The sequence below is a fragment of the Streptomyces tuirus genome (genome assembly GCF_014701095.1).
GTDB lineage: Bacteria > Actinomycetota > Actinomycetes > Streptomycetales > Streptomycetaceae > Streptomyces > Streptomyces tuirus.
Window position 1 is genome coordinate 7,073,124 of sequence record NZ_AP023439.1, and the last position, 24,851, is coordinate 7,097,974.

Sequence of the window (24,851 nt, forward strand, 5' to 3'; positions counted from 1 at the left end):
ACAGCCATGACCGTAGGAACCGACCCCCACCTCGCGCTGGTCCGGCCGGTCCAGCCACTGACCCCGGAAGGGTGTCAGGAGTGCCTGCTGCTCGGCTCCCCGTGGGTCCACCTCAGGCTCTGCCTGACCTGCGGCCACGTCGGCTGCTGTGATTCCTCGCCGAACCGGCACGCGCGCCGGCACGCCGCCGCCGACGGCCATCCGGTCGCGGCGTCGATGGAGCCCGGCGAGGACTGGCGGTGGTGCTTCGTCCATGAGGCGTTCGTGTGATGGCCGGCGACGAGACGGGGCCGGGCCCGGCCCCCGGGCCGGACGAGGCGGAGGAGAGCGTCCCCTTCGAGACCGCCGACATCTACGGCGCCTATCCCCGCCTGTCGGACGACCAGATGGCCCGCCTGGAGCAGCAGGGCCGGCGGCGCGCGGTCGACGCCGGTGACGTGCTGATCCGGGAGGGGGAGCCGTGCGAGACGTTCTACGTCGTCCTCAGCGGCTCGGTCGCCATCGTCGAGGGCTACGGCACGCCCGACGAACGGCTGCTGCGTGTGCACGGCCCCCGCCGCTTCATCGGCGAACTCGGGCTCCTCAACGGACAGGTGGCCTTCTACACCGCCGTCGTCAGGGACCCCGGCGAGGTCCTCTCCCTGTCCATGGACCAGCTGCGTGACCTGGTGACCCGGGACTCCGTCCTCGGCGATGTGGTGCTGCGCGCCTGCCTGGGCCGCCGTGCCCTGCTCGTCGGGCAGGGCGCCGGTTTCCGCATCGTCGGCTCGCGCTATTCGCCCGACACCCGGCGGCTGCGCGAGTTCGCCGCCCGCAACCGGCTGCCGTACCGCTGGATCGACCTGGAGACCGACGAGGAGGCCGAGGAACTGCTGCGCCGCTTCGGCGTCGGCCCGGAGGAGACACCGCTCGTCATCTGGCGGGACACCACGTTGCTGCGCAACCCCAGCAACGCGGAACTGGCCCGGCTCATGGGCCTGCCCTCGCTGCCCGCCGGAAACCGTCACGGCGATCTCCTGATCGTCGGCTCCGGGCCCGCTGGTCTGGCCGCCGCGGTGAACGCCGCCTCGGAAGGCCTGGGGACGACCGTGGCCGAGGCCATGGCCAGCGGCGGCCAGGCCGCCACGTCCTCCCGCATCGAGAATCTGCTCGGCTTCCCCTCCGGCATCTCCGGCGCCGAACTCACCGAACGCGCCGTGCTCCAGGCCCATAAGTTCGGTGCCAGGATCAGCGTCCCGGCGGAGGCGGCTCGGCTCGAACCGCGCGACGGGCACTACGCCGTCGGGTTCGCCGACGGCAGCGAGATCACCGCCCGTACCGTCGTCCTGGCCACCGGCGCTCGCTACCGCCGCCTCCAGGTGCCCGGCATCGAACGCCTGGAGGGAACGAGCGTCCACTACTCGGCGACCGTCTACGAGGCCCAGCAGTGCCGCACCGACCCGGTGGCCGTCGTCGGCGGAGGCAACTCCGCGGGCCAGGCCGTGCTCTTCCTGGCCGGGTACGTACCGCAGGTGTATCTGCTCGTCCGTGGGCCGAGCCTCGAGGCACACATGTCCCGCTACCTGATCGACCAGGTCGAGCGCCACCCGCGGGTGAGCGTGCTGCTGCACACCGAGGTGACCGAGGCGCTGGGTGACGACGTGCTGGAGGCGGTCACCGTGGTCGACCACGGTACGGGCGAGAGCCGCCGGCTGGAGGTGCGGGCCCTGTTCGTCTTCACCGGCGCCGAGCCCCACACCGAGTGGCTGTCCGGCACGCTCGCCCTCGACGCGCGCGGTTTCGTGCTCACCGGGGCGGAGGCGCAGGCGGGCTCCGTCCCCGAGCTGTGGCAGAGCCAGGGCCGCGACTGCCTGACGCTGGAGACCAGCCTGCCCGGCGTCTTCGCCGCCGGCGATGTCCGCAGCGGCTCGGTGAAACGCGTGGCCTCCGCGGTCGGCGAGGGCGCGATGAGCATCCACTTCGTGCACCGCTATCTGGGCCACACGGCCGCGCCCGGCGGTAGCGACAGCTCTCCGCAGACCCGTCGGAAGGAGTCCGCTTGGCTCGCATGACACCCAGCGGGCGACGAGATCACGAGAAGGAGAAGGAGGCGATGGGAATGAGCACGCCCGTCAGGCGCCACCGCGGTGGCGCGATGCAGGAAAGGCCCGTTGGCTGGGCACGCAATCCGCTGACGGAGTTCGACCAGCTGCTCAGCGAGATGAGCGGACTGATCGAGTCCACGGTGGGAGGCACGGCGCCCGCAGTCGCGTGGACGCCCCTGGCGGATGTCACGGAGTCCGACGACGCCTTCCACATCGAGATCGAACTCCCCGGCGTCAAGAGCAAGGACATCGACGTCGAAGCCAACGGCCAGGAGCTCGTGGTCACCGGAGAGATCAAGGAGAAGGAACGCAAAGGTGTCCTGCGGCGGAGCACGCGCCGCACCGGAGCCTTCGAGTACCGGCTGCGGCTGCCCGGAGAGATCGACACCGACAAGATCAACGCGCAGATGTCGGACGGCGTGCTCACCATCACCGTCCCCAAGGCCGAGGTCGCAAAGCCCCGGCGCGTCGAGATCAGCGAGGCGAGTGAAGGCACCGGGAGCAGCGGCTGAGAAGCGACCGCGGTTCCGGACACACGTCCGGTTCCGCGGCCGGGCCGGCGAGGCCCGGCATCCGGGGTGACTCATGGACGACGTCCCGTATCACGACCCCTCACCGCGGCGGCTCGGCACCTGGCCCGCCACCGGCTTCCTTTCGGCGCCGCAGACGCCAGGCACGCAGCAGCCGAAGGGGGAGCAGCCCCAGCGGTGCTCGCCGGCCCAGGTCCGCCTGGTCCTCCCGGTCGAATGCCCGTGCGTAACGCTCGGCGTCCTGGGCCGTCGGATATCGCTTGCTTCCCCCCGCTCCGCACCCACGGGCACAGCGCCAGAGCATCGTGTCGCCCTCATGGCGGAAGCGGAAACGGTGTCCCAGAAGGTCGCAGCGCAGCACAGCACACCACCCTAGGCGGACCGGTTCATTCCGGCCTGTTCTGTCCCTCTCCAGGCAACAGCCCATGGCCCTGAACGAGGAGGCATGGCATGACCACCACCAGCGAGCTCGGTGTCGTCACCACCAAGGTCCCCGCTCGGCTCGACCGGCTGCCATGGTCCCGGTTCCACTGGCGGATCGTCATCGGTCTGGGAACCGTCTGGATTCTGGACGGACTCGAAGTGACGATCGTCGGGGCAGTTGCCGCCCGAATGACCGAGCCGGGCAGCGGCATCGACCTGACCAGCGCCGACATAGGCACCGCCGCCGCCATCTACGTGGCAGGCGCCTGCGTGGGCGCTCTGCTGTTCGGGAGGCTCACCGACCGCTACGGGCGCAAGAAGCTGTTCATGCTCACGCTCGGCATCTACATCCTCGCCACGGTCGCGACCGCGTTCGCCCACGACGCCTGGTATCTCTACCTCGCCCGCTTCATCACCGGTATGGGCATCGGCGGAGAGTACGCCGCGATCAACTCGGCCATCGACGAGCTGATTCCCGCCCGCAACCGCGGTCAGGTGGACCTGGCCATCAACGGCAGCTACTGGGTCGGTGCCGCGCTCGGCAGCCTGGTCGCCGTGCTGCTTCTCAACGAGAGTCTGCTGCCGGACAACCTCGGCTGGCGGCTGGCCTTCGGCCTGGGCGGCGTCCTGGGCCTGGGGATCATGCTGGTACGCCGCCATGTGCCGGAGAGTCCGCGCTGGCTGTTCATCCACGGGCATGAAGAGGAGGCTGAACGCATCGTCGACCGGATCGAGGCGGAGGTGCGCCAAGAGATCGGCCGAGAGCTGCCGGAACCGGGCGAGGCGGTCACCGTACGGCAGCGCGACGTCATCCCGTTCAGGGAGATCGCCAGCGTTGCTGTGCGGCGGTACCCGCGGCGCGCCATTCTCGGTCTGGCGCTCTTCGTCGGACAGGCGTTCCTGTACAACGCGATCGTCTTCGACCTGGGCACGATCCTGAACGGCTTCTTCGACATCGGCTCCGGCTCGATCCCCTACTTCATGGCCCTCTTCGCCATCGCCAACTTCCTCGGACCACTCCTTCTCGGCCGGCTGTTCGACACCGTGGGCAGAAAGCCGATGATCGCGGGCACCTACTTCGGCTCGGCGGTCGTGGCGGCAATCCTCGCCGTCCTGCTGGTCAACGGCTCCCTGACGACATGGTCGTTCTTCCTGCTGGTCTCGCTGACCTTCTTCGTGGCGTCCGCCGGAGCGAGCTCGGCCTACCTGACGGTGAGCGAGGTCTTCCCCATGGAGACCCGAGCCCTGTCCATCTCGCTGTTCTTCGCGATCGGCACGGCCGTGGGCGGAATCACCGGCCCGCTGCTGTTCGGCCACTTGATCCACAGTGGCGATGCGGACCTGGTGGCCATCGGCTTCCTCGTCGGAGCGGCGGCCATGGCGCTGGGCGGGCTGGCCGAGGTCTTCTTCGGTGTCCGGGCCGAACAGCAGTCGCTGGAGAACATCGCCCGGCCGCTCACCGCCGAGGAAGCCGAGGCAGCCTTGCGCAACGAGCCCGCGCCGCAGGACGCACGAGACAGCCGCCGGCCCGAGCACGTCCGGCGGGCGGCGGACGAGCGGGAACGGCGGATCGCCGACCGTACCGCCCGCCGCCGGGAGCGGGAGCGCACCGGAGCCCGCCGCTACCGCCCGGGCACCGGACAGGGCAGCAGGATGTACTCGCCGGGGATGGTGGGCACCGCGGGCACGGCAAGCCGTACCTCCGCCATGGCCGAACGACGCCTCGACGAGGAGATCGAACAGATCACCCACGCGCTCCGGGAAACCGGCCCGACGAGCCGCGACCGACTCGAACAGGCCGTGGACGGCCGTTCCTGGGGCCCCGGACGCTTCCGCCGTGCCCTGCGTGAGTCCGAGCAGGAGTCCAGGGTCAGGAGCCTCCCCGACGGCAGCTACGCGCCGGCGGACGGACACGGCCCGACCGGCAGCGCACCGGACGACCCCCGCGACCAGCGGTGACCGGGGCAGAAGGAGGCAGCGATGAAATACGACGGATTCCTCGCCCATGTACGCGAGCGAGGCGAGTACAAGGACCAGAAGGAAGCCGCGGAGGTCACGAACGCCGTGCTGGAAGTGCTGGCCCAGCGGATCAGTCCGGGAGAGGTCAAGGACCTCGCATCCCAGCTGCCCGGCCCGCTGCGTGAGGTTCTGGACCGTGCCACGCCGCAGCAGGCGGAGAGCTTCGGGATCGAGGAGTTCTACCGCCGGGTCGCCGAGCGCACCCAGGCCCGGCCACGTACGGCGCAGTGGGACGCGAGCGCGGTCCTGAGCACCGTTGCCGACGCTGTGACCGGCGGAGAGCTGAATCAGGTCATCAGTCAACTCCCCTCCAGCTACGCGGTCCTGTTCGGCAAGGCCGACCTCGCGGACTGAGCCCTCGAGGCGCCCGGAACGAAAGGCCCACGCAAATGGTTGATACAGGTTTCTCCTCGTTCGACACCATGGTGGACAAGGCCAACCGGCTCCTCAAGGACGTCGAGGAGGCTTTCGGGTGGCCCAAGGAACGGCGTAAGCAGTCGTACGCGGCAGTGCGGGCCGTGCTGCACCCGCTTCGGGACCGTCTCCCGGTGGAGACGGCCGTGCAGTTCGGCGCCCAACTGCCGACCCTCGTCAGAGGCGTCTACTACGACGGCTGGAAACCGGCCGACACGCCCGTGAAGATGAGCAACGAGGAGTTCTTCGCCCGGGTCCGCAGTGAATTCCCCTATGCGGTCGAGGGTGGCACCGAGCAGCTGGTGCGCACCGTGCTGAAAACGCTGGAGCGCCATGTGAGCGCCGGCGAATGGGAGCACCTCAAATCCCGGGTGCCGAACTCGTTTGCCGCGCTCCTGCCGTGACCCCGGTGGCTTGAGATGGCATGACAGCGGAGCGGCGCCGCCGTTGGGCAGCGCCGCTCCGCTTCGTCGGCCAGGGGCAGTCACAACAGGAGGTCGAAGACGGCTCGAGCCTCGTCCCAGTGCTGGGTCTGGGGGTTCTTCAGGTCGGGATGGAGGATTTTGAAGCTCTGAGCAAGGGCCAGGCTGAGTCCGCCGATGATGTCCGGATACGCCGCCTCGGTCTCCTCATCGGGCGTGCGGTCCAGGGGGGGATGGGTGGCGAGCTGCTCCAGGATCGGCTTGAGTTCCACTTCCTGGTCGAGCTTCCGGAAGTTGTGAATGCTCTCCTGCAGGCCTTTCGTGATCGGCAGGTCAGACGTCTGGATGATGTCGCGCCCGTTGGCTTTGGCGGTGGCCTGGGCGACGGTCAGCAGATCGTAGAGCTTGGCGTCCACGAAGTCGCTGTAGCGCTTGAGATCGTTCTTGTCCACGTCCAGCCCTGCGGCCGCGCGAAAGAACCTCTCGAACCTGGCGATGGACATCACGGTCATGACGGCAACCTCCGGCTGCGGGAGCCGGGTGGTTCCCGGCCCCTGGGCTTCGAAGGCCAGCCTGGCCGATGGGGGCGCGCGATCGCTTGCGCACGCCGGGCCCAATTGGCCTCCCTGTATTGCCCTGCCAGGCCCATGCGTCCGACTGCCCGGGTTGCCGTGCACCCGCCGCCGGCGGAGGCCGCCGTGTCACGTGGCGTGCACGTTACCGCTGCGGCGTCCGTGGGCACCCGGGACCGGCGGGGCAGCCGACGAGAGGGTCCGGTCATGCAGGGGTCGTCCGAGGGCGTTACGGTCGTGGCTCTCCTGGCGGATCCGGACGCACCGACGGAGATCGCGCGGCGCATGGCCCGGACACTTCCTGATCGGCTCACCGACAAGTCGGGCCAGGGGCGACGGTTCGAGGTCGAGGTGGTCAGTGAGCCCTTCACCTCGGGGACGGAGGACCCGCCCACCCTGATGCGCAGGATCAGGGACCGTGGCAGTACGCAGAACTGGGACATCGTGGTGGCCCTCACCGACCTGCCGCTGCACTCCGACGGGCGCAAGCTGGCCGTGAATCTGAATCACGAACACGGCCTGGTACTGCTCTCTCTTCCTTCACTGGGGGGCCTGCGGCTGCAGACGAGGGCAAGGCGGGCCGTCGAAGAGGCCGTGCTCGGCATGGCGGGTCCGCAAACGGACGGGGCTGAGGAAGCTCCGCCAAGTGAGCCACTCCCGGGGCCCTCCGCCGATCGCCCCGCCCCTTTTCATCCGGGCCGGACCGCTGAGAAGGAGAGCGACGATCTTCGCTACGTCGCCGGCGGGCCGCGCGGTTACCTGCGGGTCCTCGCCGGTATGGTCCGCGCCAACCGGCCGTGGCGGTTGGTGCCGGGCTTGTCGAAAGCCCTGGCGGCCGCACTCGCCACGGGAGCGGTCGCCACCGTGAACTCCACCGTCTGGACCCTCGCCGCGTCCCTCGGCACGCCACGCCTCGTGATTGCCACCATCGGATCTGTCGCGATCATGATCGGCTGGCTGATCATAGACGCGGATCTGTGGCACACGGCGACAGAGAGCTCTCCGGAGGCCAGGCAGAGGGCGCGGCTGTACAACGCCTCGACGGTCCTGACCGTGGGTATCGGCGTGCTCGTCTGCTACGCGGGTCTGATGGTCATCAACTTGGCGTGGGCGCTGTTCATCCTCAACGGCCAAGCCTTCAAAGCCGTGACGCGAATTCCACTGGACGCTGAGCAGTACTTGACGCTGTCCTGGTTCGTCGCTTCGGTCGCCACCGTGGGCGGCGCGCTGGGATCAGGCCTGGAGAGCGACGATGCGATCCGGGCAGCCGCCTACTCCAAGCGCGAACAGGAACGTCGCCAGTGGCTCCAGGACGACCACAAGGACTAGCCCGGCCCGAGCCGGAGACACGGCGGTGGTCGGTGGCCGTCCGGACGGGAGGGTTTCGCTGATCGGTGCGCGCGTGCCCGTTTCGCGTCGAGGCCGAAGGGGGACCCGGACGGCACGCCGCCGGGGCGCCGGCGCTCCGCATCGCAAGCCGCCGGCGGCCCCGTTGCACCTGACCCGGGTGAACGACCCGCAGAGGCATGCCGGAGCCACGGAGCGCGAACACCAACCCCACGCGTGCAACTCCCGGGAGTCAGGCTCCTCGCGCCGTCTCCATCACCGCCATGGTGCGGTCATGCCGCGACAACAAGGGATCGCCATCATGAAAGCAGCGGTATACGAAGGCCCGCGAACGGTCGCGGTGAAGGACGTACCGGACCCGAAGATCGAGCACCCCTGCGACATCATCGTCAAGATCACCACCACCAACATCTGCGGTTCGGACCTGCACATGTACGAGGGCCGCACCTCGTTCGAGTCCGGCCGCACGCTGGGACACGAGAACATGGGCCAGGTCGTGGAGGTCGGCTCGGCCGTGCGCAAGGTCCAGGTCGGCCAATACGTGGTTCTGCCCTTCAACATCGCCTGCGGCTTCTGCAAGCAGTGCGAACGGGGGCTGACCAACTACTGCCTGACCATGCAGCCGGAACCGGCCCTCGCCGGAGCCGCCTACGGGTTCGCCGACATGGGCCCCTACCAGGGCGGCCAGGCGGAACTGCTGCGCGTGCCCTACGGCGACTTCAACGCGCTGCGCCTGGGCGAGGACGCCGCCGAGCGGCAGACCGACTACGTGATGCTCGCCGACATCTTCCCCACCGGCTATCACGCCACCGAGATGGCCCACGTCAAACCGGGCGACCAGACCATCGTCTTCGGGGCCGGTCCGGTCGGGCTGATGGCCGCCTACTCCGCCGTGCTCAAGGGCGCCGGCCGTGTCTGGGTGGCCGATCACCAGCCCGACCGGCTGCGCAAGGCGGAGGAGATCGGGGCCATTGCGATCAACATCGCCGAGCAGGACCCGGCGGAGGTCGTCAAGGAGGCCACCCTCGGCCTGGGCGCCGACAACGGCTGCGAATGCGTCGGCTACCAGGCGCACGACCCCGAGGGACACGAGGACGCCAGTCTCACCGTCAACGGACTCATCGACACGGTCAGGTTCACGGGCCACATCGGCGTGGTGGGCGTGTTCCTGCCCGAGGACCCCGGAGGCGCGGAGGCACAGGGGGAGCTGGAAGCGCAGGGCAAGGTGCCGATCGACTTCGGCATGATGTGGTTCAAGGGCCAGGGCATGGGCACCGGGCAGGCGCCCGTGAAGAAGTACAACCGGGCACTTCGGGATCTGATCGCCGGCGGAAAGGCGAAGCCCAGCTTCGTCGTCTCGCACGAACTCGGCCTGGACGACGCCCCCACCGCCTATGAGCACTTCGATGCCCGCGACGAGGGCTGGACCAAGGTGGTCCTGCATCCCGACGGACACGGGAACGGCAGCAAGCGATAGCGACCCACGGCCGCCGCCCGTCCGCGGCCCCGCATGCCGGCCGGCCCGGAGGGGAACACCCCGCCCGGCATGCGCGCGTGGAAACCCTGGGACTGGGGAGGCCGCATGCTGATGTGCCGCGTACGCACCGACGCTCAGCTCTCGGCCCCTGCGGGAGGCTTCCTGACCCGGCGGCCGCACCTCGAGCAGCCCGTCGCGACCCGGCACGGCCATTCGACCGGGCTCACACCGTGACGTGGCTGCGGATCTTCCGGGAGATCGTGCGATCCGGGCTCACGATCGAGGAGACGCGGCTGGAGCCCCTGCTCGCGCTGCGTACGGCTGCCGGGGTGGCCCTTGTCATAGGGCCGGCGCTGTGGCTGGTCTCCCCCGAGTACGCCGCGTCCGCCGCCCTCGGCGCCTACTCCGCGGGCGCTGCCACCTTCCAGCGCACCTGGCGTCCGCGCAAGGTGATCGCGCTCGCCGCGGGCGCGGGTCTGGCGCTCAGCACCTTCGTGGGCTACCTGGCCGCCGGGCGACTCGTGACGTTCCTCCCGCTGCTGGCCGCATGGGCCTTCGCCGCGGGGATGGCATGGGCCCTCGGATCGACCGCCGGGATCGTCGCGGCCACGACGGTCGGCAGCATGCTGGTGACCATCACCCTGCCCACCAGCGTCGGGCGGGCCCTGGAACACGCCGGGGTCATCGCGCTCGGCGGCGTGGCGCAGGCCCTGCTGATCCTGCTGTTCCCGGTCCGCCGCTGGGGGGCCCACCGTGACGCGCTGGCCGACGCGCTGGCCGCCGTGGCCGACCACGCCCGCCGGCTGCGGCACGACCCGACCGCGCCGTTCGACCCGGAGCCGCTGATGACGGCCCGGGACGCGGCCGCCGTGACACCGTCACAGGCCCGCACCCGTCCCCCCGTCCTGCACGGCCCCCGGGGCCTCGCCGAGCGCATTCTGCCGGTCGTCGCCGCGCTCGCCGACCCGGACGTCGGCGCCCCGGCGGAGGGACCGGGGCGGGACCGCGCACGGGAGTTGCTCGGCGCGGCCGCCGACGTCCTGGACGCGGCCGCCCGTTCGATCCGCCGCGGAACTCCCGCCGAGGTGCCGCCCGGGAGCGCGGACGTCCTGCGCATCGACGAGGAGGACGAGGTGCTTCAGGGCCCCGCCCGGCAGGCCGCCGAACGGCTCGTGGAACTGCTCGCCGAGGCGCTGGAGATCGCCCGGAGCGGCGGGGCGCGCGACCAGGCGCCTACGCCGCCCGGCCCCGCGAACGCCCAGTTCCTGGTCCGCCCGACCATGCTCCGGCTGCTCCCGGTCGTCGTCCGGGCGGTCCGCCGTGAACTGTGCCGGGACTCGCCCGTGTTCCGGCACGCCGTCCGCCTGGCCGCGGTGGCCACCATCGGCTACCTCATCGCTTCCCGGCTGCCCGTGGGCCACGGCTACTGGGCGCCCATCGCCTCGGTGATGGTGATGCGGCCGGACTTCCACCGCACGTACGCGCGTGCGGTGGGCCGTCTCGCCGGCACCCTGGCGGGGGTCGCGCTCGCCACCGGGATCGTGCGTGCCCTGGGCCCGGACGCCCATGTCTTCGGCGCGCTGGCCGTGGTCTCGGCGGCCCTGGCGTACACAGTGCTCCGTACCGGCTACGCCTACTCCCAGTGCTTCACCGCCGCGTACGTCGTCTTCCTGCTCGGCATGGGCGGCCAGGCATGGGAGCAGACGGTCCCGGAGCGGGTGGTGCTCACCCTGCTCGGCGGGGTCCTGGCCATGCTGGCGTACGTGGTGTTCCCCGCCTGGGAGACCCCTCGGCTGCCGGATCGGCTCGCGGACTGGCTCGCCGCCGACGGTCGCTACGCGGCCGCAGTGCTCCGCAGCTACGCCGAACCGACCCGGGAGCACCGCGCCGACATGCGCAGGGCCCTGCTGGCGAGCAGGGAGGCACGCGCCGCCTGGCAGGACGCCTACGACCGGGCACGGCAGGAACCGGTCCGCCCCAGGGGGCTCACGTCGCGCGAGGCGGAGGATGCGCAGGAGGCGCTCAAGGGGTTCGACCGGGCGGCGATGCTCATGGAGAGTCACGTCCCGCGGGCCGACAGCCGTTCGGTCCCCGGGGCGGAGGAGTTCGCCGAGGCCCTGGAGGCGGACACCGCGCAGGCGGCGGACGCCGTACGCGAGCACAGGAATCCGGACTGGAGGCGCACGAGGAAGGCGCTCCACGCGTGGGAAGGCGCCACCGGGGACCGGAGCCCGGTGCTGCGGCGCGGTGTCGAACTGCAGAAGAGGGCCCTGGACGACCTCGCGACAGCCGTGAGCCGCACACCCCTCGAACGGGACGTCGGCTCTGCCCGCGAGGAGCAACGGGTGCGGGCTGCCGGGGCCGCGGAAGACGACGGATCAGGGCCCGCGCACGGGGGTGGGTGAGGGCTCCGGCGACGGTGGGCGCCGTGCCTCCTGGAGCGGGAAGTAGTCTCCCGGCCGTGTCGAGCGCCGCCACACGTACACCGCTGTCGCCATCACGAGGATCAGCCCCGCGAGGACCAGCAGTTCGATCCCCTGTACGTTCCACCGGAAGGACTTCTCCGCCTCGGCCGTCACGATGAGCACCTTGCGGATGCCGGCAATCAGGCCGACGACGAGGAACGGCTCCGCGTCCAGGGTCCGGTTCCTGATGGTGAGGCGGACGGTGTGGAGCAGCTCGGCCACGATGAACAGCACCAGGCCGCTGTCCAGGGCGGAGAGAACGACCGTCTCCTCGCGGTACGGCCCCTGGACCGACCGGATGACGTCATGGACGACCCCGACGGTCAGGATCCCCGCGAGCAGTACGAGGAGTGCCGCGACGACGAGGTGGATGCCGTCCTCGATGAGCTGCAGGAGGCCCTGTACCCGGCCGCCCTCGATCTTCGGGAGAATGGGTCGCACATTCAGCATGCTAGGGCTGCCGCGGCCCGCAGGCGCGGCGTGCTGCCGAACGAGTGGACGAGCGGACTCCTCCCTGCGGTGACAGCCTTGGGGAAGCGCCGACCCGGGATCTGCCCTCCCGTTCGGCCCGGGACCTGGCCTCCGGCCTGCGGGAAAACGGCGGCACCCGCCTGGAGGACGGCGACTGGGACATCAGTGTCGGACACGAGTGCGCTGGAGGTGTGTGATGGGTGCCGACCGCTCCCACGACAGCCGTGACGGTCACGTACTGGTCCTCGACGCCGGCTCTTCGAGCCTTCACATGACTCTGTTCGCGGCGGACGGTGAACGGGTGGCGGATCGAAGCGCCGCACAGCCCCCGGGGCCCGCTGCGGCGGCGGAACTGCGGGACCTTCTCAGCGAGGTGCCCGCTCCCGCGGCGGTCGGTCACCGCATCGTCCACAGCGGTCCCCACCTGACCGGACACACGCTGATCGACGCACGCGTACGGGCTCTGCTGGCGGACGTCGCCGATCTCGCGCCGCTGCACGTCACCCCTGCCCTGCGCATGGTCGACGCCGCACGAGAACTCCTGCCCGACGTTCCTCATGTCGCCTGCTTCGACACTGTCTTTCACAAGGATCTGCCGGCACCGGCGCGCACATACGCCGTGCCGGAGCGATGGCGAGCCGAGTACGGGCTGCGCCGGTACGGCTTCCACGGGCTTTCCTACGCGTGGGCACTGCAGAGGACGGCGCAGGCCCTGGGCCGGCCCGTCGACGACCTCCAGGTCGTGCTCGCGCACCTGGGAGGCGGCTGCTCGGCCTGCGCAGTCCGCAACGGACGCAGCGTGGACACCACCATGGGCTTCACTCCGCTGGAAGGCCTGGTGATGAGCCGGCGCAGTGGCAGCCTCGACCCGGGCGCGCTGCTGTGGCTGCGGCGGCGGCACGGTCTGAGCACGGACGAACTGGATGACACCCTCCACCGGCATTCCGGTCTGCTCGGCCTCTCCGGTACCTCGGGAGACACCCGGGACCTGGTGCGCGCCCGCGCGGAGGGCGACGCCGCGGCCGCGCTGGCGTTGGCGACGTTCACACTCAGCTGCCGCAGGGGCATCGCCTCGATGGCCGCCTCGCTGGACCGGCTGGACGCGCTGGTCTTCACCGGGGAGATCGGTGAGGACCAGCCCGAGGTACGCGAGGAGATCTGCTCGGACCTTGCCGTTCTCGGTGTGCGAGGCGGGCTGTTCGTCCCCGAACTGGACGATCTGATGCGGGAAGGCCTCCGACGCGTCGACCAGGCGGCGGGAGGTGTCCCGGTCCTCGTGGTCGCAACCGGCGAGACACAGCAGATCGCCGTCGAGACCAGGCGGGCGCTCGCCGACGCCGACGGGACGCGGTAGCTGTCACCACGTGGGCGTGACCCCACTATCGTGAGGCGAAGAAGGCGCCCTTCCGGGTGCGTCCGCAGGGACCGGTCGGAGGAGACGATGAGCGGGGAACGGCCCGGGCGGTCCGAGCAGCGGCTGCCCAAGCTGCGGCTGGACGAGCTGCTGGACGAACTCCAGGCGCGGATCGACGCGGCGCGCGGCACCCAGGACCGGGTGCACAACCTGCTCGAAGCGGTGCTGTCGGTCGGCCGTGAGCTGGATCTGCCGCAAGTGCTCCGGCGCATCGTCGAAGCGGCGGTGGTGCTGGTGGACGCCGAGTACGGGGCTCTGGGAGTCATCGGCGACGACCGCATGCTCTCCGAGTTCCACACCGTCGGCATCAGTGGCGAGCAACGGGCCCGGATCGGCGACCTGCCCAGCGGGCACGGCATCCTGGGCGAGCTGATCCGGCACCCGGAGCCGCTGCGGCTGGCGGAGATCTCCGAGCACTCGTCGTCGTACGGCTTCCCGGCCCACCACCCGCCGATGCACTCGTTCCTGGGGGTGCCCATCCGGGTGCGCGACCAGGTGTTCGGCAACCTCTACCTCACCGAGAAGCGCGGCGCGGCCGAGTTCGACGCCGAGGACGAGTCGGTGCTCTCCACGCTCGCGGTGGCGGCGGGCGTGGCGATCGAGAACGCCCGGCTGTACGAGGAAACACGGCTGCGCGAACGGTGGCTGGGAGCGAGCTCCGAGGTCACGCGGGCGCTGCTGTCGGGCGCGCCGAGCACGGACGTGCTCGAACTGATCGTGGAGCAGGCCCGGCAGATCACCGACGCCGATGTCGGGATGATCGCCGAGCGCGTGCCGGAGGAGAACGCGCTGCGGCCCCTGCTCGCCGTGGGGCTGGACGCGGACCGGCGCAGCGGTCTGGTGATGTCGGGCCAGGACGGGTTCGTGGCGGCCGTCCTGACCACCGCCGAACCGGTGGTGAGCACCGACATCCAGGAAGACGCGCGGACCAGCAGCGACGCCGCACAGTGGGCCGGGGTCGGGCCCGTGGTCGGGGTGCCGCTGGAGGCCGGCGGCAAGGCGGGAGGGGTGCTGCTGCTGGGGCGCGCGGTGGGCCGTACGCCCTTCACGGACGCCGACACGCGCCCCTTGCTGGGGTTCGCCGGGCAGGCGGCGCTGGCCCTGGAGCTGGCCGAGCGGCGGCGGGACGCCGAGCAGATCGCGCTGCTGAGGGACCGTGACCGGATCGCCCGGGACCTGCACGATCTGGCCATCCAGCGGCTGTTCGCGGCCGGGATGACCTTGCAGAGCGCCCAGCGCTTCATCGACCACCCGGAGGCCGAGGAGAGGCTGTCGCGGACCGTCGACGACCTGGACGAGACCATCAAGATCATCCGCTCCACGATCTTCGGACTGCGGGCCCAGAGCGGCACCCGGGAGGGCAGCGGCCTGCGCGCCCGGGTGTCGGACACGGTCACGGCGGCGACGTCGTCCCTCGGCTTCGCCCCCGCCGTACGGATCGAAGGGCTGGTCGACACGGACGTGCCGGGCGAGGTCGCCGATCACGCGCTCGCGGTGCTGGGCGAGGCCCTGAGCAACGCGGCCCGGCACGCCGGGGCACACTCCGTGGAGGTGCACCTGCGCTACGCCCAGGGCGAGTTGACCCTCACGGTGATCGACGACGGGCGCGGGATCCCCCGGGACGCCGTGCGCAGCGGACTCAAGAACATGGAGGAGCGGGCCACCGCGCTCGGCGGCGATCTCCTGCTCGGCGAGGGGCCTGACGGCGGCGGCACCCGGGTCGAGTGGCGGGTACCGGTGCGGCCGGCGAAAGACTGAAGTACCGCCCCGGCGCCCGGCCTAACGCCCGGGACGCTCGCTCGGCTCCGGCTGCTCGACCTGGGACGCCAGGACCGCGGCCTGGACGCGGCGCTGGACGCCGAGCTTGGCGAGCAGCCGGGAGATGTGGTTCTTGACGGTCTTCTCGGACAGATAGAGCCTCTTGCCGATCTCCCGGTTGGTCAGACCGTCCCCGATCAGGACGAGGATCTCCCGCTCGCGCGGCGACAGATTCGCCAGCTCCGGGGCGACGGCCGGTTGCTCGGCCGGGTCGGCGCGCAGCGAGCGCATCAGCCGGGCGGTGGTCTCCGGGTCGAGCATGGACTTCCCGGAGGCGACCGTGCGCACGGCCGAGATCAGGTCGGAGCCCTTGATCTGCTTGAGGACATAACCGGAGGCGCCGGCCATGATCGCGTCGAGGAGTGCCTCCTCGTCGTCGAACGAGGTCAGCATCAGGCAGGCCAGCCCGGGCATGCGGTCGCGCAGTTCGCGGCAGACGGTGATGCCGTCGCCGTCGGGCAGGCGCACGTCGAGCACCGCCACATCGGGGCGCAGCGCCGGGCCCCGGGCCAGCGCGTGCTCGGCGTTCTCGGCGTCCCCGACCACCGCGATGTCGGGTTCGGAGTCCAGCAGATCGGCCAGACCACGCCGGACGACCTCGTGGTCGTCGAGCAGGAAGACCCGGATCGGGTGCTCCTCGGTGAAGCTGCGCGGCTCGGTCATCAGGACCCCTCGTTTCCCGGAGCGCTGGAAGCACGGACTGCGGAACCGCCCGTGCTCACGATCATCACGGGCGGGGACCGGATGCACCAGGGCCGACCGGCCCCGGTCATACCGATGGCGCACCTCTCCCGCGCCTCCGCATGAACCGGCGGTCCCCGGGGCGCACCGCTCCGGAGCCCCGCGGTAGGGCCGGTCGGCCCCGGTACGGGACCTGTGGCATCTCCACGGCGGGGGCCGGTCGAGGCGACGCTGGAACCAGTAGAGCCGCTGCGGAGGTGGAGAGAATGTCCCGCACGATCACCGTGGGCCTCGATGGTTCGCCCGAGAGCCGGGCCGCCGCGGAGTGGGCGGCACGCGAGGCGAAACTGCGCGGTCTGGGTCTGAGGCTCCTCCACGTGTACGAGCCGGTGCCGGAACCCATGGCGCAGGCCCCGCTGCTCGGTGCCGAGACCCACCAGCACTGGAGCGAGAAGATCCCCCGCGAGACCGCCGGAGGGCTGCGGCTGCGGCACCCCGGGGTCGAGGTGAGGGCCGAGCTCGAGGCGGGCAGGCCGGCCGAGGTCCTCGGGGCGGCGGCCCGCACCACGGAGCTCCTGGTCCTGGGGTCGCGGGGGATGAGCGGCATCGGCGGATTCCTGGTGGGTTCGGTGGGTCTCGCCGTGGTGGCGCGCGCGGAGTGTCCGGTGGTCCTGGTCCGCGCCGGTGAGCAGGCCGCGGACGAGCACCAGAGGGACCCGGTCGGCATTCCGTCGGCCGCCACCGCGTACCGGCCCGTGGTGCTCGGTCTCGACACCGGCCATCCCGACGCGACCATGATCGAGTTCGCCTTCGACGCGGCCGCCCGGCGCGAGACGGCCCTGCGGGTCGTACACGGGTGGAGCCGGCCCTCGTACTACTCCTACGGCGGTGCCGCCGAACTGTGGCGGTACGAGGAGCTCGCACGAGGCGAGGCGATGGCTCTGGCCGACGTGCTGCGGCCGTGGCGGGAGAAGTACCCGGCAGTCGACGTGGCCGAGGCGTCCCGTCCGGGCAACCCGGCGGAACAGCTGATCAACGCCTCGCGCGAGGCCTCCCTGGTCGTGGTGGGGCGGCGGATCCGCCGCAAGCCGTTCGGCGTGCACATCGGCTCGGTGACGCACGCCGTACTGCACCACGCCACCGCCCCGGTCGCCGTCGTCGCACACGACTGACGCGGAAGGACGAGGGCGATGGACCGGCCCATGGTCGTCGGTGCGTCACGCACGCCGTGCCGCACCACGCCCTGGGCCCCGTCGCGGTCGTTCCCGAGGAGGAGGCGCCATGAAACACGACAAGGTCGGCTCCCTGATGGCGATGGACGTGGTGCGAGCCGAGTACGGCACGCCGGCCGAAGAGGTCGCGCGGCTGCTGGCCGACCACCGGATCGGCGGACTGCCCCTGTTGGACCAGGACGACCAGGTCATCGGCGTCGTCTCCGCGAGCGACCTCACGGCGCAGGAGGCCGAGAGGCCGGACCCGCGCCGCTCGCGGAGCCGCTTCGGGATCCCTGGGCTGTCTCCCGCAGCCCGCAGGCGCAGCGCTCGTGCGCCGGCCCGCACGGCCGGTGAGCTGATGAGCGCGCCGCCGGTCGCCGCGCACGCCGAGGACACCATCGTCGAGGCCGCACGGATCATGGCCCGGCGGGGTGTGAAGAGGCTGCCCGTGCTCGACGAGGAGGACCGGCTGGTCGGCATCGTCACCCGGCGGGACCTGCTCCGGGTCTTCCTGCGGCCCGACGCGGAGATCCGGGAGGAGGTGATCGAGGAGGTGCTGGTGCGTGTGCTGTGGCTGATGCCCCGCAGTATCGAGGTGGTCGCCGTGGACGGGGTGGTGACGCTCGCCGGACGGCTGGAACGCCGTAGTGAAGCGGAGATCGCCGTCGCCATGACCCGGCAGATCGACGGTGTGGTCGCGGTCGTCGGGGAGCTCACCTGGCGTCTGGACGACACGCGTGAGCGATCGGACGAGCAGGCGCTGCACGGCGTGGCCGACGACCGGCTGCGCAAACTGTGAAGGAGGCGGACCGGCATGCCGACGAACGTGCTCGTCGCCTACGGAACGACGAACGGATCGACCGCGGAGATCGCCGAGACCATCGCCGAGGTCCTGCGCAAGGAGGGGCTGACGGCCGAGGCCCTCCCGGCCGCCGCCGTGCCGGATGTGGCGGCGTACGACGCCGTCGTCGTGGGGGGCGGCCTGTACGCCGGCCACTGGCACAAGGACGCCCGGCGCTTCGTCCGGCGCCACGGCAAGGCCCTGGGGGAGCGCCCGCTGTGGTTTTTCAGCAGCGGTCCGCTGGACCCCTCGGCGTCGGAGCGGGACATCCCGCCCGTGCCCGGAGTGAAGAAGGCCGCCGACCGGCTCGACGCCAGGGAGCACGTCACCTTCGGCGGCTGCCTCCGGGAAGGTGCGAAGGGCTGGGTCGCCCGGATGATCCTGCGCAACGGGAAGGGCGGGGACTTCCGGGACTTCCCGCGGATCGAGGCATGGGCGGCGAAGATCGGCCACGAGCTGACCTCACGAGCTGACCTCGTGTGACGCGATCCCACGAGCCGACTCACCTTGACGCGATCGGAGCACCGCCGTCGGGGGCGTCCACCGCGGTCCTGCCGTCGACCCCCACCGGCATCCCGGGAAGCAGCTCGAAGACCCCCGCCATGCCGGTGTACCGCAGGACGCGCCGCAGGGACGTGCTGTCCGTCACCAGACGCAGCCGGCCCTGCCGCGCGCTGACGCGGTTCCGCACCCGGCACAGGACCCCCAGCCCCGAGCAGTCGATGAACGACACCGGGCGCAGATCCAGCACCAGATCGGGGCAGGGGCCGGCGCTCAGCATGTCGAGGCGGGCCCTGAGGGCCGGTGCCGCGAACAGATCGAGCTCGCCGCGCAGCGTCACGACGTGTGCCGTCCGCTCCTGGAGCGGCTGCGCGGACCTGTCGAGGATGTCGGACATGGTCCGAGCAAAGCGTGCCGGCGCGGCGTGCGGTAGGGCCGATCGGCCCTAGTCCGCGGGGAGGAAGGACCGTCGGGCCCCGGTCGGCCCGCGGACGGGACCGGCCGGCCCAAGCGCGTCGCACCGATCCGCGTCAAGCTGGAACTGCGGTGCGCACCGGTCACACCACCCGTCCCAGGAAGGTGGGGACTCCATGAAGGCCTACGTGTTCCACGGCCCTGGACAGTCCGCATGGGAGGACGTCCCGGACCCCGGCGTCAAGGAGCCGACCGACGCCATCGTCCGTGTCGACGCCGTCACCATCTGCGGAACGGACCTGCACATCCTCAAGGGCGACGTCCCCGAGGTGCGCCCCGGCACGGTGCTGGGGCACGAGGCGGTCGGCGAGGTCGTCGACGTCGGCGGTGACGTACGCACGGTGCGGCCGGGCGACCGGGTACTGGTCTCCTGCATCACCGCCTGCGGCCGCTGCGACTTCTGCCGGGAGGGGACGTACGGCCAGTGCCGGGGCGGTGGAGGCTGGATCCTGGGCCACCTGGTCGACGGCACCCAGGCCGAGTACGTCCGCGTGCCCTTCGCGGATCTCTCGGCGCACCCGCTGCCCAGCGCCCTGGAGAGCAAGGACGCCGTGCTGCTGGCCGACATCTTCCCGACCTCCTACGAGGTCGGCGTGCTCAACGGGAATGTACGGCCTGGAGACACCGTCGCCGTCGTGGGCGCCGGCCCCGTCGGGCTCGCCGCGGTCGCGACCGCGCGGCTGTTCGCTCCGGAACGCATCGTCGCGGTCGATATCGCCGCCGCGCGGCTGGAAGCGGCCCGGAACCTCGGCGCGGACGCCGTGGCGGACGCCCGGGAGGCCCCCGAACAGCTGGTCGAAGACCTCACCGACGGACTGGGTGCGGACGTGGTCGTCGAGGCGGTCGGCCTGCCGGAGACGTTCGAACTGTGCACGCGGATGGTGCGGCCCGGCGGCCACGTCGCCAACGTCGGCGTGCACGGCAAGCCCGTGACGCTCCATCTGGAAGACCTGTGGATCAAGGACGTCACCATCACCACGGGGCTGGTGGACACGTGTTCCACCCCCACCCTGCTCCGGATGGCGGCCGCGGGCCGCCTGCCCACCGGGGAGCTGGTCACGCACACGTTCCCGCTGACGCACATGGAGGAGGCGTACGACGTCTTCGCCCGGGGCGCCGACACCGGGGCGCTCAAGGTCGTCCTGGGCGAGGAGCCGCACGAGGAAGTCGTCCCGTACCGGGCGGCCTGACGAAGGAGAGAGGTGAAGGGGTCATGACCGAACGGGCCTCGTCGCATGCCGTCGAAGGACGCCCGATGGGTGACCTCGGGCGGCGGATCACCCGGCGGCGTACGGAACTCGGCCTGAGCCGGCAGGAGGCGGCCACCCGGGCGGGCATGGCGCCCGCCTACCTCCAGTACCTGGAGGAGCGGCCGACCGCCGACCCGGGCGCGGGCACCCTCCTGCGGCTGGCGGGAGCGCTGAAGACCACGGTGTGGCACCTGACCGGCGGCGACACCGAGCTGCCGCCCGGGCTCGGCCGGGCCGCCCGCACACCCCGGTTCACGGAGCTGACCGAGGCCGAGTGCCGCTCCCTGCTGTCGGCCCACGGAGTGGGACGCCTCGCCGTGCCCACGGATTCCGGACCGGTCGTCGTACCGGTCAACTACAGCGTCGTCGACGGCGGGATCGTCTTCCGCACCGAGCCCGGCACGATCCCGGCACAGGCGGACGGCCACCAGGTCGCCTTCGAAACCGACCGCATCGACGAGGCGTTCAGCGAGGGCTGGAGCGTGCTGGTGCGGGGCCCCGCGACGACGGTGACGGACCCGGACGAGGCCGCCCGTCTCGAGGAGCAGGCCTTCAGCACACCCTGGGCGGGAGGCCGGCGTGAACTGTGGCTGCGTGTCGAGCCCGTCGCCGTCACCGGGCGCCGGATCACGGTGGCCTGAGCGCGGTGGCCCGAGCGCGGTGGCCTGAGCGCGGGTGCCGCGAACCAACAGGCCGGCCGCGCAGCAACAGGCTGGCCGCGCAGCACCCGGCCGCCCGCGCAGCAACAGGCCGCCCGTCCAACCCGGCACCCGGCCGTGAAGCGGGCGCAGTGGGGCCGGACCGGCGGGCCGTCTCTCACATGTGGCTTCCGCTGCCGTAGGGGGCGTACAGGTCGAGCAACCGGACACGCGACGCGTGCAGCCGGTGGGCGACCACCCGGCCGACCCAGTCCGCGATCGCACGGCCGAATTCGGGGTCGCGCGCGCACATCCCCCGTACCGCCTCCGCGTCGAACTCCCAGGCCCGCACCGGACTCATGGCCTCCGCGCCCAGATGCCACACGTGCGGCGGGAAATGCCACGACCAGCCGATCAGCTCCCCGTGCCCCAGGGACTCGACGACGGCCGCCCGCCGGCCGGGGACACGCAGGTCGAGCGCGACCGTCCCGGTCCGCACGATCCAGAACCGGTCGGCGCGCCGCCCTTCCTCGAAGATGCGGGTGCCCGTGTCGAAGGACACCTCGCGGGCCACGCGCATCAGCCGCTCGCGATGCCCGGCTGTGAGGCCCGTGGACAGGTTGGTGGTGGAGGTCATCGCCCGGCTCCCTTCAGCTCCCGCCCGGTCGGACGGCGAGTCCGTCGCGCGGCGCCGTGCTCCTCCGTGTGCCGAGGCGCCCTGGGCCGCCGACTCCAGCCTGAGCCCGGTCCGTTCGGCGCACCACGGGCCGAACGGCCCCCGCGAGGGACCGATCGCCCCTCGCGGGCGGCAGCCGCGGGTGCGACGGTGAGAGTGGGCCCGCATTCTGCCCGCACCACGCCGTGCACGAGGCGGTGGGAACGATGACCATGGAACGTCCCCTGGTCGTGGGGGTCGACGGATCGGACGGCAGCCTGTCCGCGGTCGACTGGGCGGTGGACGAAGCGGCCCGGCACGGCCTGCCCCTGAGGCTGGTCCACGGCTCCCTCGGGCAGCGGTACGAGGGCCTCACCCCGTCGATCGGTCCGGACCGCCCCGCCGGGCAGGAGAGGGCCGATCACGTCGTCGCCGCCGCGGCGGAGCGGGCCGAACGGCGCAATCCCGGAGTGAAGGTGTCCACCGACGTCGTCCCCGCCGACGCGACGGAAGCCCTCCTGACGGAGAGCGACAACGCCACCGCCCTGATCACCGGTTCGCGGGGCCACGGCGAGCTGAGGGGACTGCTCCTCGGCTCCGTCGGCCTGGCCGTCGCGGCACGGGCCCACTGCCCGGTGATCGTGGTACGCGGTGACAAGGCCGGCCTGGCCGGTACCCACCAGCGGATCCTGCTCGGCGCCGGCAGCCCGGCCACCGGCGGCGAAGCGGCGCGCTTCGCCTTTCAGGAGACCGAGGTCCGCGGGTGCGCCCTGGACGCGGTCCGGGCCTGGCGCCGCCCCGTGCACGCATCCGCCGAGGCGTCCGACCGCGGCCACGAGGAGCGCGCCCGCACCGAGCTCGACGAACTGCTGCGCGACGCCTCGGCCGCCCACCCCGGTGTCCGGGTGAACCGCACCGCGGTCGAGGGCCCGGCCCGCAAGGTGCTGGTGCACCGCTCGGCCGCGGCCGATCTGGTCGTCGTCGGCGCCCGGCGCCGGCAGGGCCACTTCGGGCTCCAGCTCGGCACGGTGGCCCACACCCTGCTGCACCACGCCGAGTGCCCCGTGGCCGTCGTGCCGCAGGGCGTCCCGGCGGAGACGCTCCCGTGACGGACCGCACCTGGGCGTACGAGGGATACCGACCCGCGGAGGCACGGCTCCGGGAGTCGCTGTGCACCCTGGGCAACGGCTACTTCGCCACCTGCGGGGCCCTGCCCGAGTGCGCGGCGGACGACGTGCACCACCCGGGCACCTACGCGGCGGGCTGGTGCGACCGGCTCACCTCCGAGATCGCGGGACGCCGCGTCGAGAACGAGAACCTGGCGAACCACCCCAACTGGCTCCCGCTGCGCTTCCGCGTCCCGGCCGGGCCCTGGCTCACCCCCGACACGGCGACCGTCCTCAGCACCGCCAGACCCTCCACCTGGACCCGGGCCTGCTGGAGCGCCGCACCCGGTACGCCGCAGGTGCACCAGCCGCTGCTGCCGCACGGACAGCGTCCGCCCCTCGCCGAGGGGCCCGTGAGCGGATCCCCTCAGGGACGCGGCAGGCACCCCTCGGGCAGCACCGCTCCCGCGTGGCACAGGTGCGCGAGGGCCGCCGCGAAGGAACGGCAGTCGAAGAGCGCCGAGTGCTCCTGCCCGCCCGCGGGCCGGGGGAGGCCGAGCACCTGCCACAGGCGCCCGACGTTGGCCGTCGCCGTCGCCGGTGCCAGGGCGTTCAGCCACGGGCGGATGTTCAGGAAATGGGCGGGCAGGAAACCGTTGTTGACCTTCTCCCCACGGGCGCGCGCCCAGCCCAGGTTCTCCCCGAGCACGACCATGTCGTTGCCGTAGGACAGGACGGACTGTCCCCGGCAGAACCCCAGGAAGTCGCCCAGTGCCTCGGCCGGGGGGACTCCCTCCCGGTCCACCCGTTCCTGGTCGATGCCGGTGAGACCGGTGAAGTAGGCGGACAGCCGCGGATTGACCACGGGCCGCACCAGTGCCTCGAACTCCTCCGCGACGGAGAAGTCCTCGCGCAGCCGCAGCGCCCCGATCTGCACGATCTCGCGCAGCTGCCCCGGCGCCCCCCAGTCCTCCTCCAGCGCCCCCTGCCAGGACGTGAACTCGAGGTCGAACACGACGAACGTACGCAAGACGTCTCCCTGGGGCACGGTGGCCGCCAGGCTACTACCGCCTGCGTATCGACCGGCTGTCCGGCCTGTGCCATCGTGTCCGCCGGGCGGAGGTGAGGCGCATGACCGGCGCGGACCCGGGGCTGTTCGGTCCGGACTCGGTGACCTGGCAGGTGCACAGCGACCCGGTGATGTGGATAGCGGGCGTCCGTGCGCTCTACCTCCAGGCCCTGCACCCCCGTGCCGTCCGCGGGGTGATGCAGAACTCCGACTTCCGGCGGGACGCCTGGGGCCGGCTGCTGCGCACCGCGAGCTTCGTCGGGACGACGACGTACGGCACCACCGACGCCGCCGAGCGCGCCGGTGCCCGCGTCCGGAAGATCCACCGCATGCTGACCGCGACCGACCCGGACACCGGCGAGCGCTACGGCGTCGACGAACCCGCCCTCCTGATGTGGGTGCACTGCGCCGAGATCGACTCGTATCTGCACGTCGCACACCGTTCCGGACTCCGGCTCACCGGCGCCGAGGCCGACCGGTACGTCGCCGAACACCGGGAGAGCGCACGCCTGGTGGGCGTCGACCCCGACGCCGTACCGGCCAACCGGGCCGAGCTGGCCGAGTACTTCGAGAAGGTGCGCCCGGGCCTCGCCGCCGGACCCGAGGCACGCGCGGTGGACGACTTCCTGCTCCGCCCGCCGACGCACCCCCTCCTCGTACCGGCGCGCGACGTGCTGTGGCGGCGCGTGGCGCATCTGGCGTACGCCTCCCTGCCGCCGTACGCCCACGAGTTGTACGGCAGAGCGGCCCCCGACCCCGCCACCGTCACCCGCCAACTGCGCCTCGCGGGCCTCCTGCTGCGCCGCATCCCCGCACGTGTGCGCTGGCAACTCCCGCCCAAACACATTCTGCGGGCCATGGCGAGGCTCGGCCCCGACGCGCGCCCGGCACCGTACAAACTCGGACGATAGGCCGCCATACTGGGTGGGCCAGGGGCGGGCGGACAGCTACCGGGGGGAGCGTCGC

24 protein-coding genes and 1 pseudogene are annotated in these 24,851 nt (G+C 71.8%); 19 read left to right on the top strand and 6 right to left on the bottom strand.

Features of this window, described 5'->3' with window-relative positions; all coding sequences use genetic code 11:
• Positions 1-6 precede the first annotated feature (6 nt).
• From IGS69_RS32125 to IGS69_RS32150, 6 genes are all read left to right on the top strand, one after another.
• A complete protein-coding gene (locus tag IGS69_RS32125) occupies positions 7-270 on the top strand; it encodes a UBP-type zinc finger domain-containing protein (protein WP_190903954.1) in 264 nt (87 codons plus the stop codon).
• The gene (locus IGS69_RS32130) at positions 270-2,051 is read left to right on the top strand and encodes an FAD-dependent oxidoreductase (protein ID WP_190903955.1); all 1,782 of its coding nucleotides are present in this window, start codon (positions 270-272) and stop codon (positions 2,049-2,051) included. The genes IGS69_RS32125 and IGS69_RS32130 overlap by 1 nt, the downstream gene beginning before the upstream one ends.
• A gap of 47 nt (positions 2,052-2,098) precedes the next feature.
• On the top strand, positions 2,099-2,596 hold the full coding sequence (locus IGS69_RS32135) for an Hsp20/alpha crystallin family protein (protein WP_190903956.1): 498 nt from the start codon (positions 2,099-2,101) through the stop codon (positions 2,594-2,596).
• 468 nt (positions 2,597-3,064) lie between these two features.
• Complete coding sequence (locus IGS69_RS32140) at positions 3,065-4,996, top strand: MFS transporter (protein ID WP_190903957.1); 1,932 nt, start codon at positions 3,065-3,067, stop codon at positions 4,994-4,996.
• Between the two features lie 21 nt (positions 4,997-5,017).
• A complete protein-coding gene (locus tag IGS69_RS32145) occupies positions 5,018-5,410 on the top strand; it encodes a DUF2267 domain-containing protein (RefSeq protein WP_190903958.1) in 393 nt (130 codons plus the stop codon).
• 35 nt (positions 5,411-5,445) lie between these two features.
• Positions 5,446-5,874 carry a DUF2267 domain-containing protein gene (locus IGS69_RS32150; protein ID WP_190903959.1) on the top strand — a complete coding sequence of 143 codons (429 nt, stop codon included), beginning with the start codon at positions 5,446-5,448 and terminating at the stop codon, positions 5,872-5,874.
• An 80-nt stretch (positions 5,875-5,954) separates the two neighbouring features.
• On the opposite strand, the gene IGS69_RS32155 is transcribed toward IGS69_RS32150, so the two are convergent.
• Positions 5,955-6,404 carry a DUF1931 family protein gene (locus tag IGS69_RS32155; protein ID WP_190903960.1) on the bottom strand — a complete coding sequence of 150 codons (450 nt, stop codon included), beginning with the start codon at positions 6,402-6,404 and terminating at the stop codon, positions 5,955-5,957.
• Positions 6,405-6,701: 297 nt separating this feature from the next.
• Between IGS69_RS32155 and IGS69_RS32160 the strand changes: the two genes are divergently transcribed.
• The 3 genes from IGS69_RS32160 to IGS69_RS32170 all read left to right on the top strand — a co-directional run bounded on the left by IGS69_RS32160 (position 6,702) and on the right by IGS69_RS32170 (position 11,693).
• Positions 6,702-7,793, top strand: a complete 1,092-nt coding sequence (locus tag IGS69_RS32160) for a hypothetical protein (protein ID WP_232543699.1) — start codon at positions 6,702-6,704, stop codon at positions 7,791-7,793.
• A 319-nt stretch (positions 7,794-8,112) separates the two neighbouring features.
• A complete protein-coding gene (locus IGS69_RS32165) occupies positions 8,113-9,288 on the top strand; it encodes a glutathione-independent formaldehyde dehydrogenase (protein WP_190903962.1) in 1,176 nt (391 codons plus the stop codon).
• Between the two features lie 230 nt (positions 9,289-9,518).
• Entirely contained in the window at positions 9,519-11,693 is a 2,175-nt protein-coding gene (locus IGS69_RS32170; RefSeq protein WP_190903963.1) for an FUSC family protein, read from the top strand.
• Here IGS69_RS32170 and IGS69_RS32175 read toward each other — a convergent pair.
• A complete protein-coding gene (locus tag IGS69_RS32175; RefSeq protein WP_190903964.1) occupies positions 11,667-12,203 on the bottom strand; it encodes a phosphate-starvation-inducible PsiE family protein in 537 nt (178 codons plus the stop codon). The two genes, IGS69_RS32170 and IGS69_RS32175, sit on opposite strands and share 27 nt — an antisense overlap.
• A 322-nt stretch (positions 12,204-12,525) precedes the next feature.
• Between IGS69_RS32175 and IGS69_RS32180 the strand changes: the two genes are divergently transcribed.
• Entirely contained in the window at positions 12,526-13,578 is a 1,053-nt protein-coding gene (locus IGS69_RS32180) for an acetate/propionate family kinase (RefSeq protein WP_232543700.1), read from the top strand.
• Between the two features lie 87 nt (positions 13,579-13,665).
• Positions 13,666-15,396, top strand: coding sequence for a GAF domain-containing sensor histidine kinase (locus tag IGS69_RS32185; RefSeq protein ID WP_190903966.1), 1,731 nt, complete (start codon positions 13,666-13,668; stop codon positions 15,394-15,396).
• 21 nt (positions 15,397-15,417) lie between these two features.
• Here the strand turns inward: IGS69_RS32185 and IGS69_RS32190 are convergent, their stop codons facing one another.
• On the bottom strand, positions 15,418-16,119 hold the full coding sequence (locus IGS69_RS32190) for a response regulator (RefSeq protein WP_190903967.1): 702 nt from the start codon (positions 16,117-16,119) through the stop codon (positions 15,418-15,420).
• A gap of 284 nt (positions 16,120-16,403) precedes the next feature.
• Here IGS69_RS32190 and IGS69_RS32195 point away from each other — a divergent pair, with 284 nt between their 5' ends.
• From IGS69_RS32195 to IGS69_RS32205, 3 genes are all read left to right on the top strand, one after another.
• Positions 16,404-17,309 (top strand): universal stress protein, encoded by a 906-nt coding sequence (locus IGS69_RS32195; RefSeq protein ID WP_190903968.1) that lies wholly within the window; start codon positions 16,404-16,406, stop codon positions 17,307-17,309.
• Between the two features lie 109 nt (positions 17,310-17,418).
• The gene (locus IGS69_RS32200) at positions 17,419-18,150 is read left to right on the top strand and encodes a CBS domain-containing protein (protein ID WP_190903969.1); all 732 of its coding nucleotides are present in this window, start codon (positions 17,419-17,421) and stop codon (positions 18,148-18,150) included.
• 15 nt (positions 18,151-18,165) lie between these two features.
• The gene (locus IGS69_RS32205) at positions 18,166-18,675 is read left to right on the top strand and encodes a flavodoxin domain-containing protein (RefSeq protein ID WP_190903970.1); all 510 of its coding nucleotides are present in this window, start codon (positions 18,166-18,168) and stop codon (positions 18,673-18,675) included.
• 19 nt (positions 18,676-18,694) lie between these two features.
• Here IGS69_RS32205 and IGS69_RS32210 read toward each other — a convergent pair whose 3' ends face one another.
• Positions 18,695-19,090: an STAS domain-containing protein gene (locus IGS69_RS32210; RefSeq protein WP_190903971.1), complete on the bottom strand. Its 396-nt coding sequence runs from the start codon at positions 19,088-19,090 to the stop codon at positions 18,695-18,697.
• Positions 19,091-19,283: 193 nt separating this feature from the next.
• Here IGS69_RS32210 and IGS69_RS32215 point away from each other — a divergent pair, with 193 nt between their 5' ends.
• Both IGS69_RS32215 and IGS69_RS32220 read left to right on the top strand, forming a co-directional pair.
• Positions 19,284-20,357 (top strand): zinc-dependent alcohol dehydrogenase family protein, encoded by a 1,074-nt coding sequence (locus IGS69_RS32215; protein ID WP_190903972.1) that lies wholly within the window; start codon positions 19,284-19,286, stop codon positions 20,355-20,357.
• Between the two features lie 23 nt (positions 20,358-20,380).
• Positions 20,381-21,058: a helix-turn-helix domain-containing protein gene (locus IGS69_RS32220; protein ID WP_190903973.1), complete on the top strand. Its 678-nt coding sequence runs from the start codon at positions 20,381-20,383 to the stop codon at positions 21,056-21,058.
• A gap of 175 nt (positions 21,059-21,233) precedes the next feature.
• On the opposite strand, the gene IGS69_RS32225 is transcribed toward IGS69_RS32220, so the two are convergent.
• On the bottom strand, positions 21,234-21,692 hold the full coding sequence (locus tag IGS69_RS32225) for a Crp/Fnr family transcriptional regulator (RefSeq protein WP_190903974.1): 459 nt from the start codon (positions 21,690-21,692) through the stop codon (positions 21,234-21,236).
• 251 nt (positions 21,693-21,943) lie between these two features.
• On the opposite strand from IGS69_RS32225, the gene IGS69_RS32230 reads away from it, so the two are divergent.
• Both IGS69_RS32230 and IGS69_RS32235 read left to right on the top strand, forming a co-directional pair.
• Positions 21,944-22,819: a universal stress protein gene (locus IGS69_RS32230; protein ID WP_190904740.1), complete on the top strand. Its 876-nt coding sequence runs from the start codon at positions 21,944-21,946 to the stop codon at positions 22,817-22,819.
• Positions 22,816-23,201 (top strand): annotated as a pseudogene (locus IGS69_RS32235) (glycoside hydrolase family 65 protein); the annotation flags it as partial. The gene IGS69_RS32230 and the pseudogene IGS69_RS32235, both read left to right, overlap by 4 nt.
• 42 nt (positions 23,202-23,243) lie before the next feature.
• Here IGS69_RS32235 and IGS69_RS32240 read toward each other — a convergent pair.
• A complete protein-coding gene (locus IGS69_RS32240) occupies positions 23,244-23,846 on the bottom strand; it encodes a 3'-5' exonuclease (protein WP_190903975.1) in 603 nt (200 codons plus the stop codon).
• A 101-nt stretch (positions 23,847-23,947) separates the two neighbouring features.
• Here IGS69_RS32240 and IGS69_RS32245 point away from each other — a divergent pair, with 101 nt between their 5' ends.
• Positions 23,948-24,796, top strand: coding sequence for an oxygenase MpaB family protein (locus IGS69_RS32245; RefSeq protein ID WP_190903976.1), 849 nt, complete (start codon positions 23,948-23,950; stop codon positions 24,794-24,796).
• Positions 24,797-24,851: the final 55 nt, after the last annotated feature.

Excerpts from the sequence above, each read along its gene's own strand:
- IGS69_RS32145 (WP_190903958.1), top strand. The coding sequence starts at position 5,018 with ATGAAATACGACGGATTCCTCGCCCATGTACGCGAGCGAGGCGAGTAC.
- IGS69_RS32185 (WP_190903966.1), top strand. The coding sequence starts at position 13,666 with ATGAGCGGGGAACGGCCCGGGCGGTCCGAGCAGCGGCTGCCCAAGCTG.
- IGS69_RS32130 (WP_190903955.1), top strand. The coding sequence starts at position 270 with ATGGCCGGCGACGAGACGGGGCCGGGCCCGGCCCCCGGGCCGGACGAG.
- IGS69_RS32190 (WP_190903967.1), bottom strand. The coding sequence starts at position 16,119 with ATGACCGAGCCGCGCAGCTTCACCGAGGAGCACCCGATCCGGGTCTTC.
- IGS69_RS32155 (WP_190903960.1), bottom strand. The coding sequence starts at position 6,404 with ATGACCGTGATGTCCATCGCCAGGTTCGAGAGGTTCTTTCGCGCGGCC.
- IGS69_RS32245 (WP_190903976.1), top strand. The coding sequence starts at position 23,948 with ATGACCGGCGCGGACCCGGGGCTGTTCGGTCCGGACTCGGTGACCTGG.
- IGS69_RS32125 (WP_190903954.1), top strand. The coding sequence starts at position 7 with ATGACCGTAGGAACCGACCCCCACCTCGCGCTGGTCCGGCCGGTCCAG.
- IGS69_RS32225 (WP_190903974.1), bottom strand. The coding sequence starts at position 21,692 with ATGACCTCCACCACCAACCTGTCCACGGGCCTCACAGCCGGGCATCGC.
- IGS69_RS32135 (WP_190903956.1), top strand. The coding sequence starts at position 2,099 with ATGAGCACGCCCGTCAGGCGCCACCGCGGTGGCGCGATGCAGGAAAGG.
- IGS69_RS32140 (WP_190903957.1), top strand. The coding sequence starts at position 3,065 with ATGACCACCACCAGCGAGCTCGGTGTCGTCACCACCAAGGTCCCCGCT.
- IGS69_RS32175 (WP_190903964.1), bottom strand. The coding sequence starts at position 12,203 with ATGCTGAATGTGCGACCCATTCTCCCGAAGATCGAGGGCGGCCGGGTA.
- IGS69_RS32165 (WP_190903962.1), top strand. The coding sequence starts at position 8,113 with ATGAAAGCAGCGGTATACGAAGGCCCGCGAACGGTCGCGGTGAAGGAC.
- IGS69_RS32205 (WP_190903970.1), top strand. The coding sequence starts at position 18,166 with ATGCCGACGAACGTGCTCGTCGCCTACGGAACGACGAACGGATCGACC.
- IGS69_RS32150 (WP_190903959.1), top strand. The coding sequence starts at position 5,446 with ATGGTTGATACAGGTTTCTCCTCGTTCGACACCATGGTGGACAAGGCC.
- IGS69_RS32195 (WP_190903968.1), top strand. The coding sequence starts at position 16,404 with ATGTCCCGCACGATCACCGTGGGCCTCGATGGTTCGCCCGAGAGCCGG.
- IGS69_RS32210 (WP_190903971.1), bottom strand. The coding sequence starts at position 19,090 with ATGTCCGACATCCTCGACAGGTCCGCGCAGCCGCTCCAGGAGCGGACG.
- IGS69_RS32230 (WP_190904740.1), top strand. The coding sequence starts at position 21,944 with ATGGAACGTCCCCTGGTCGTGGGGGTCGACGGATCGGACGGCAGCCTG.
- IGS69_RS32220 (WP_190903973.1), top strand. The coding sequence starts at position 20,381 with ATGACCGAACGGGCCTCGTCGCATGCCGTCGAAGGACGCCCGATGGGT.
- IGS69_RS32215 (WP_190903972.1), top strand. The coding sequence starts at position 19,284 with ATGAAGGCCTACGTGTTCCACGGCCCTGGACAGTCCGCATGGGAGGAC.
- IGS69_RS32200 (WP_190903969.1), top strand. The coding sequence starts at position 17,419 with ATGAAACACGACAAGGTCGGCTCCCTGATGGCGATGGACGTGGTGCGA.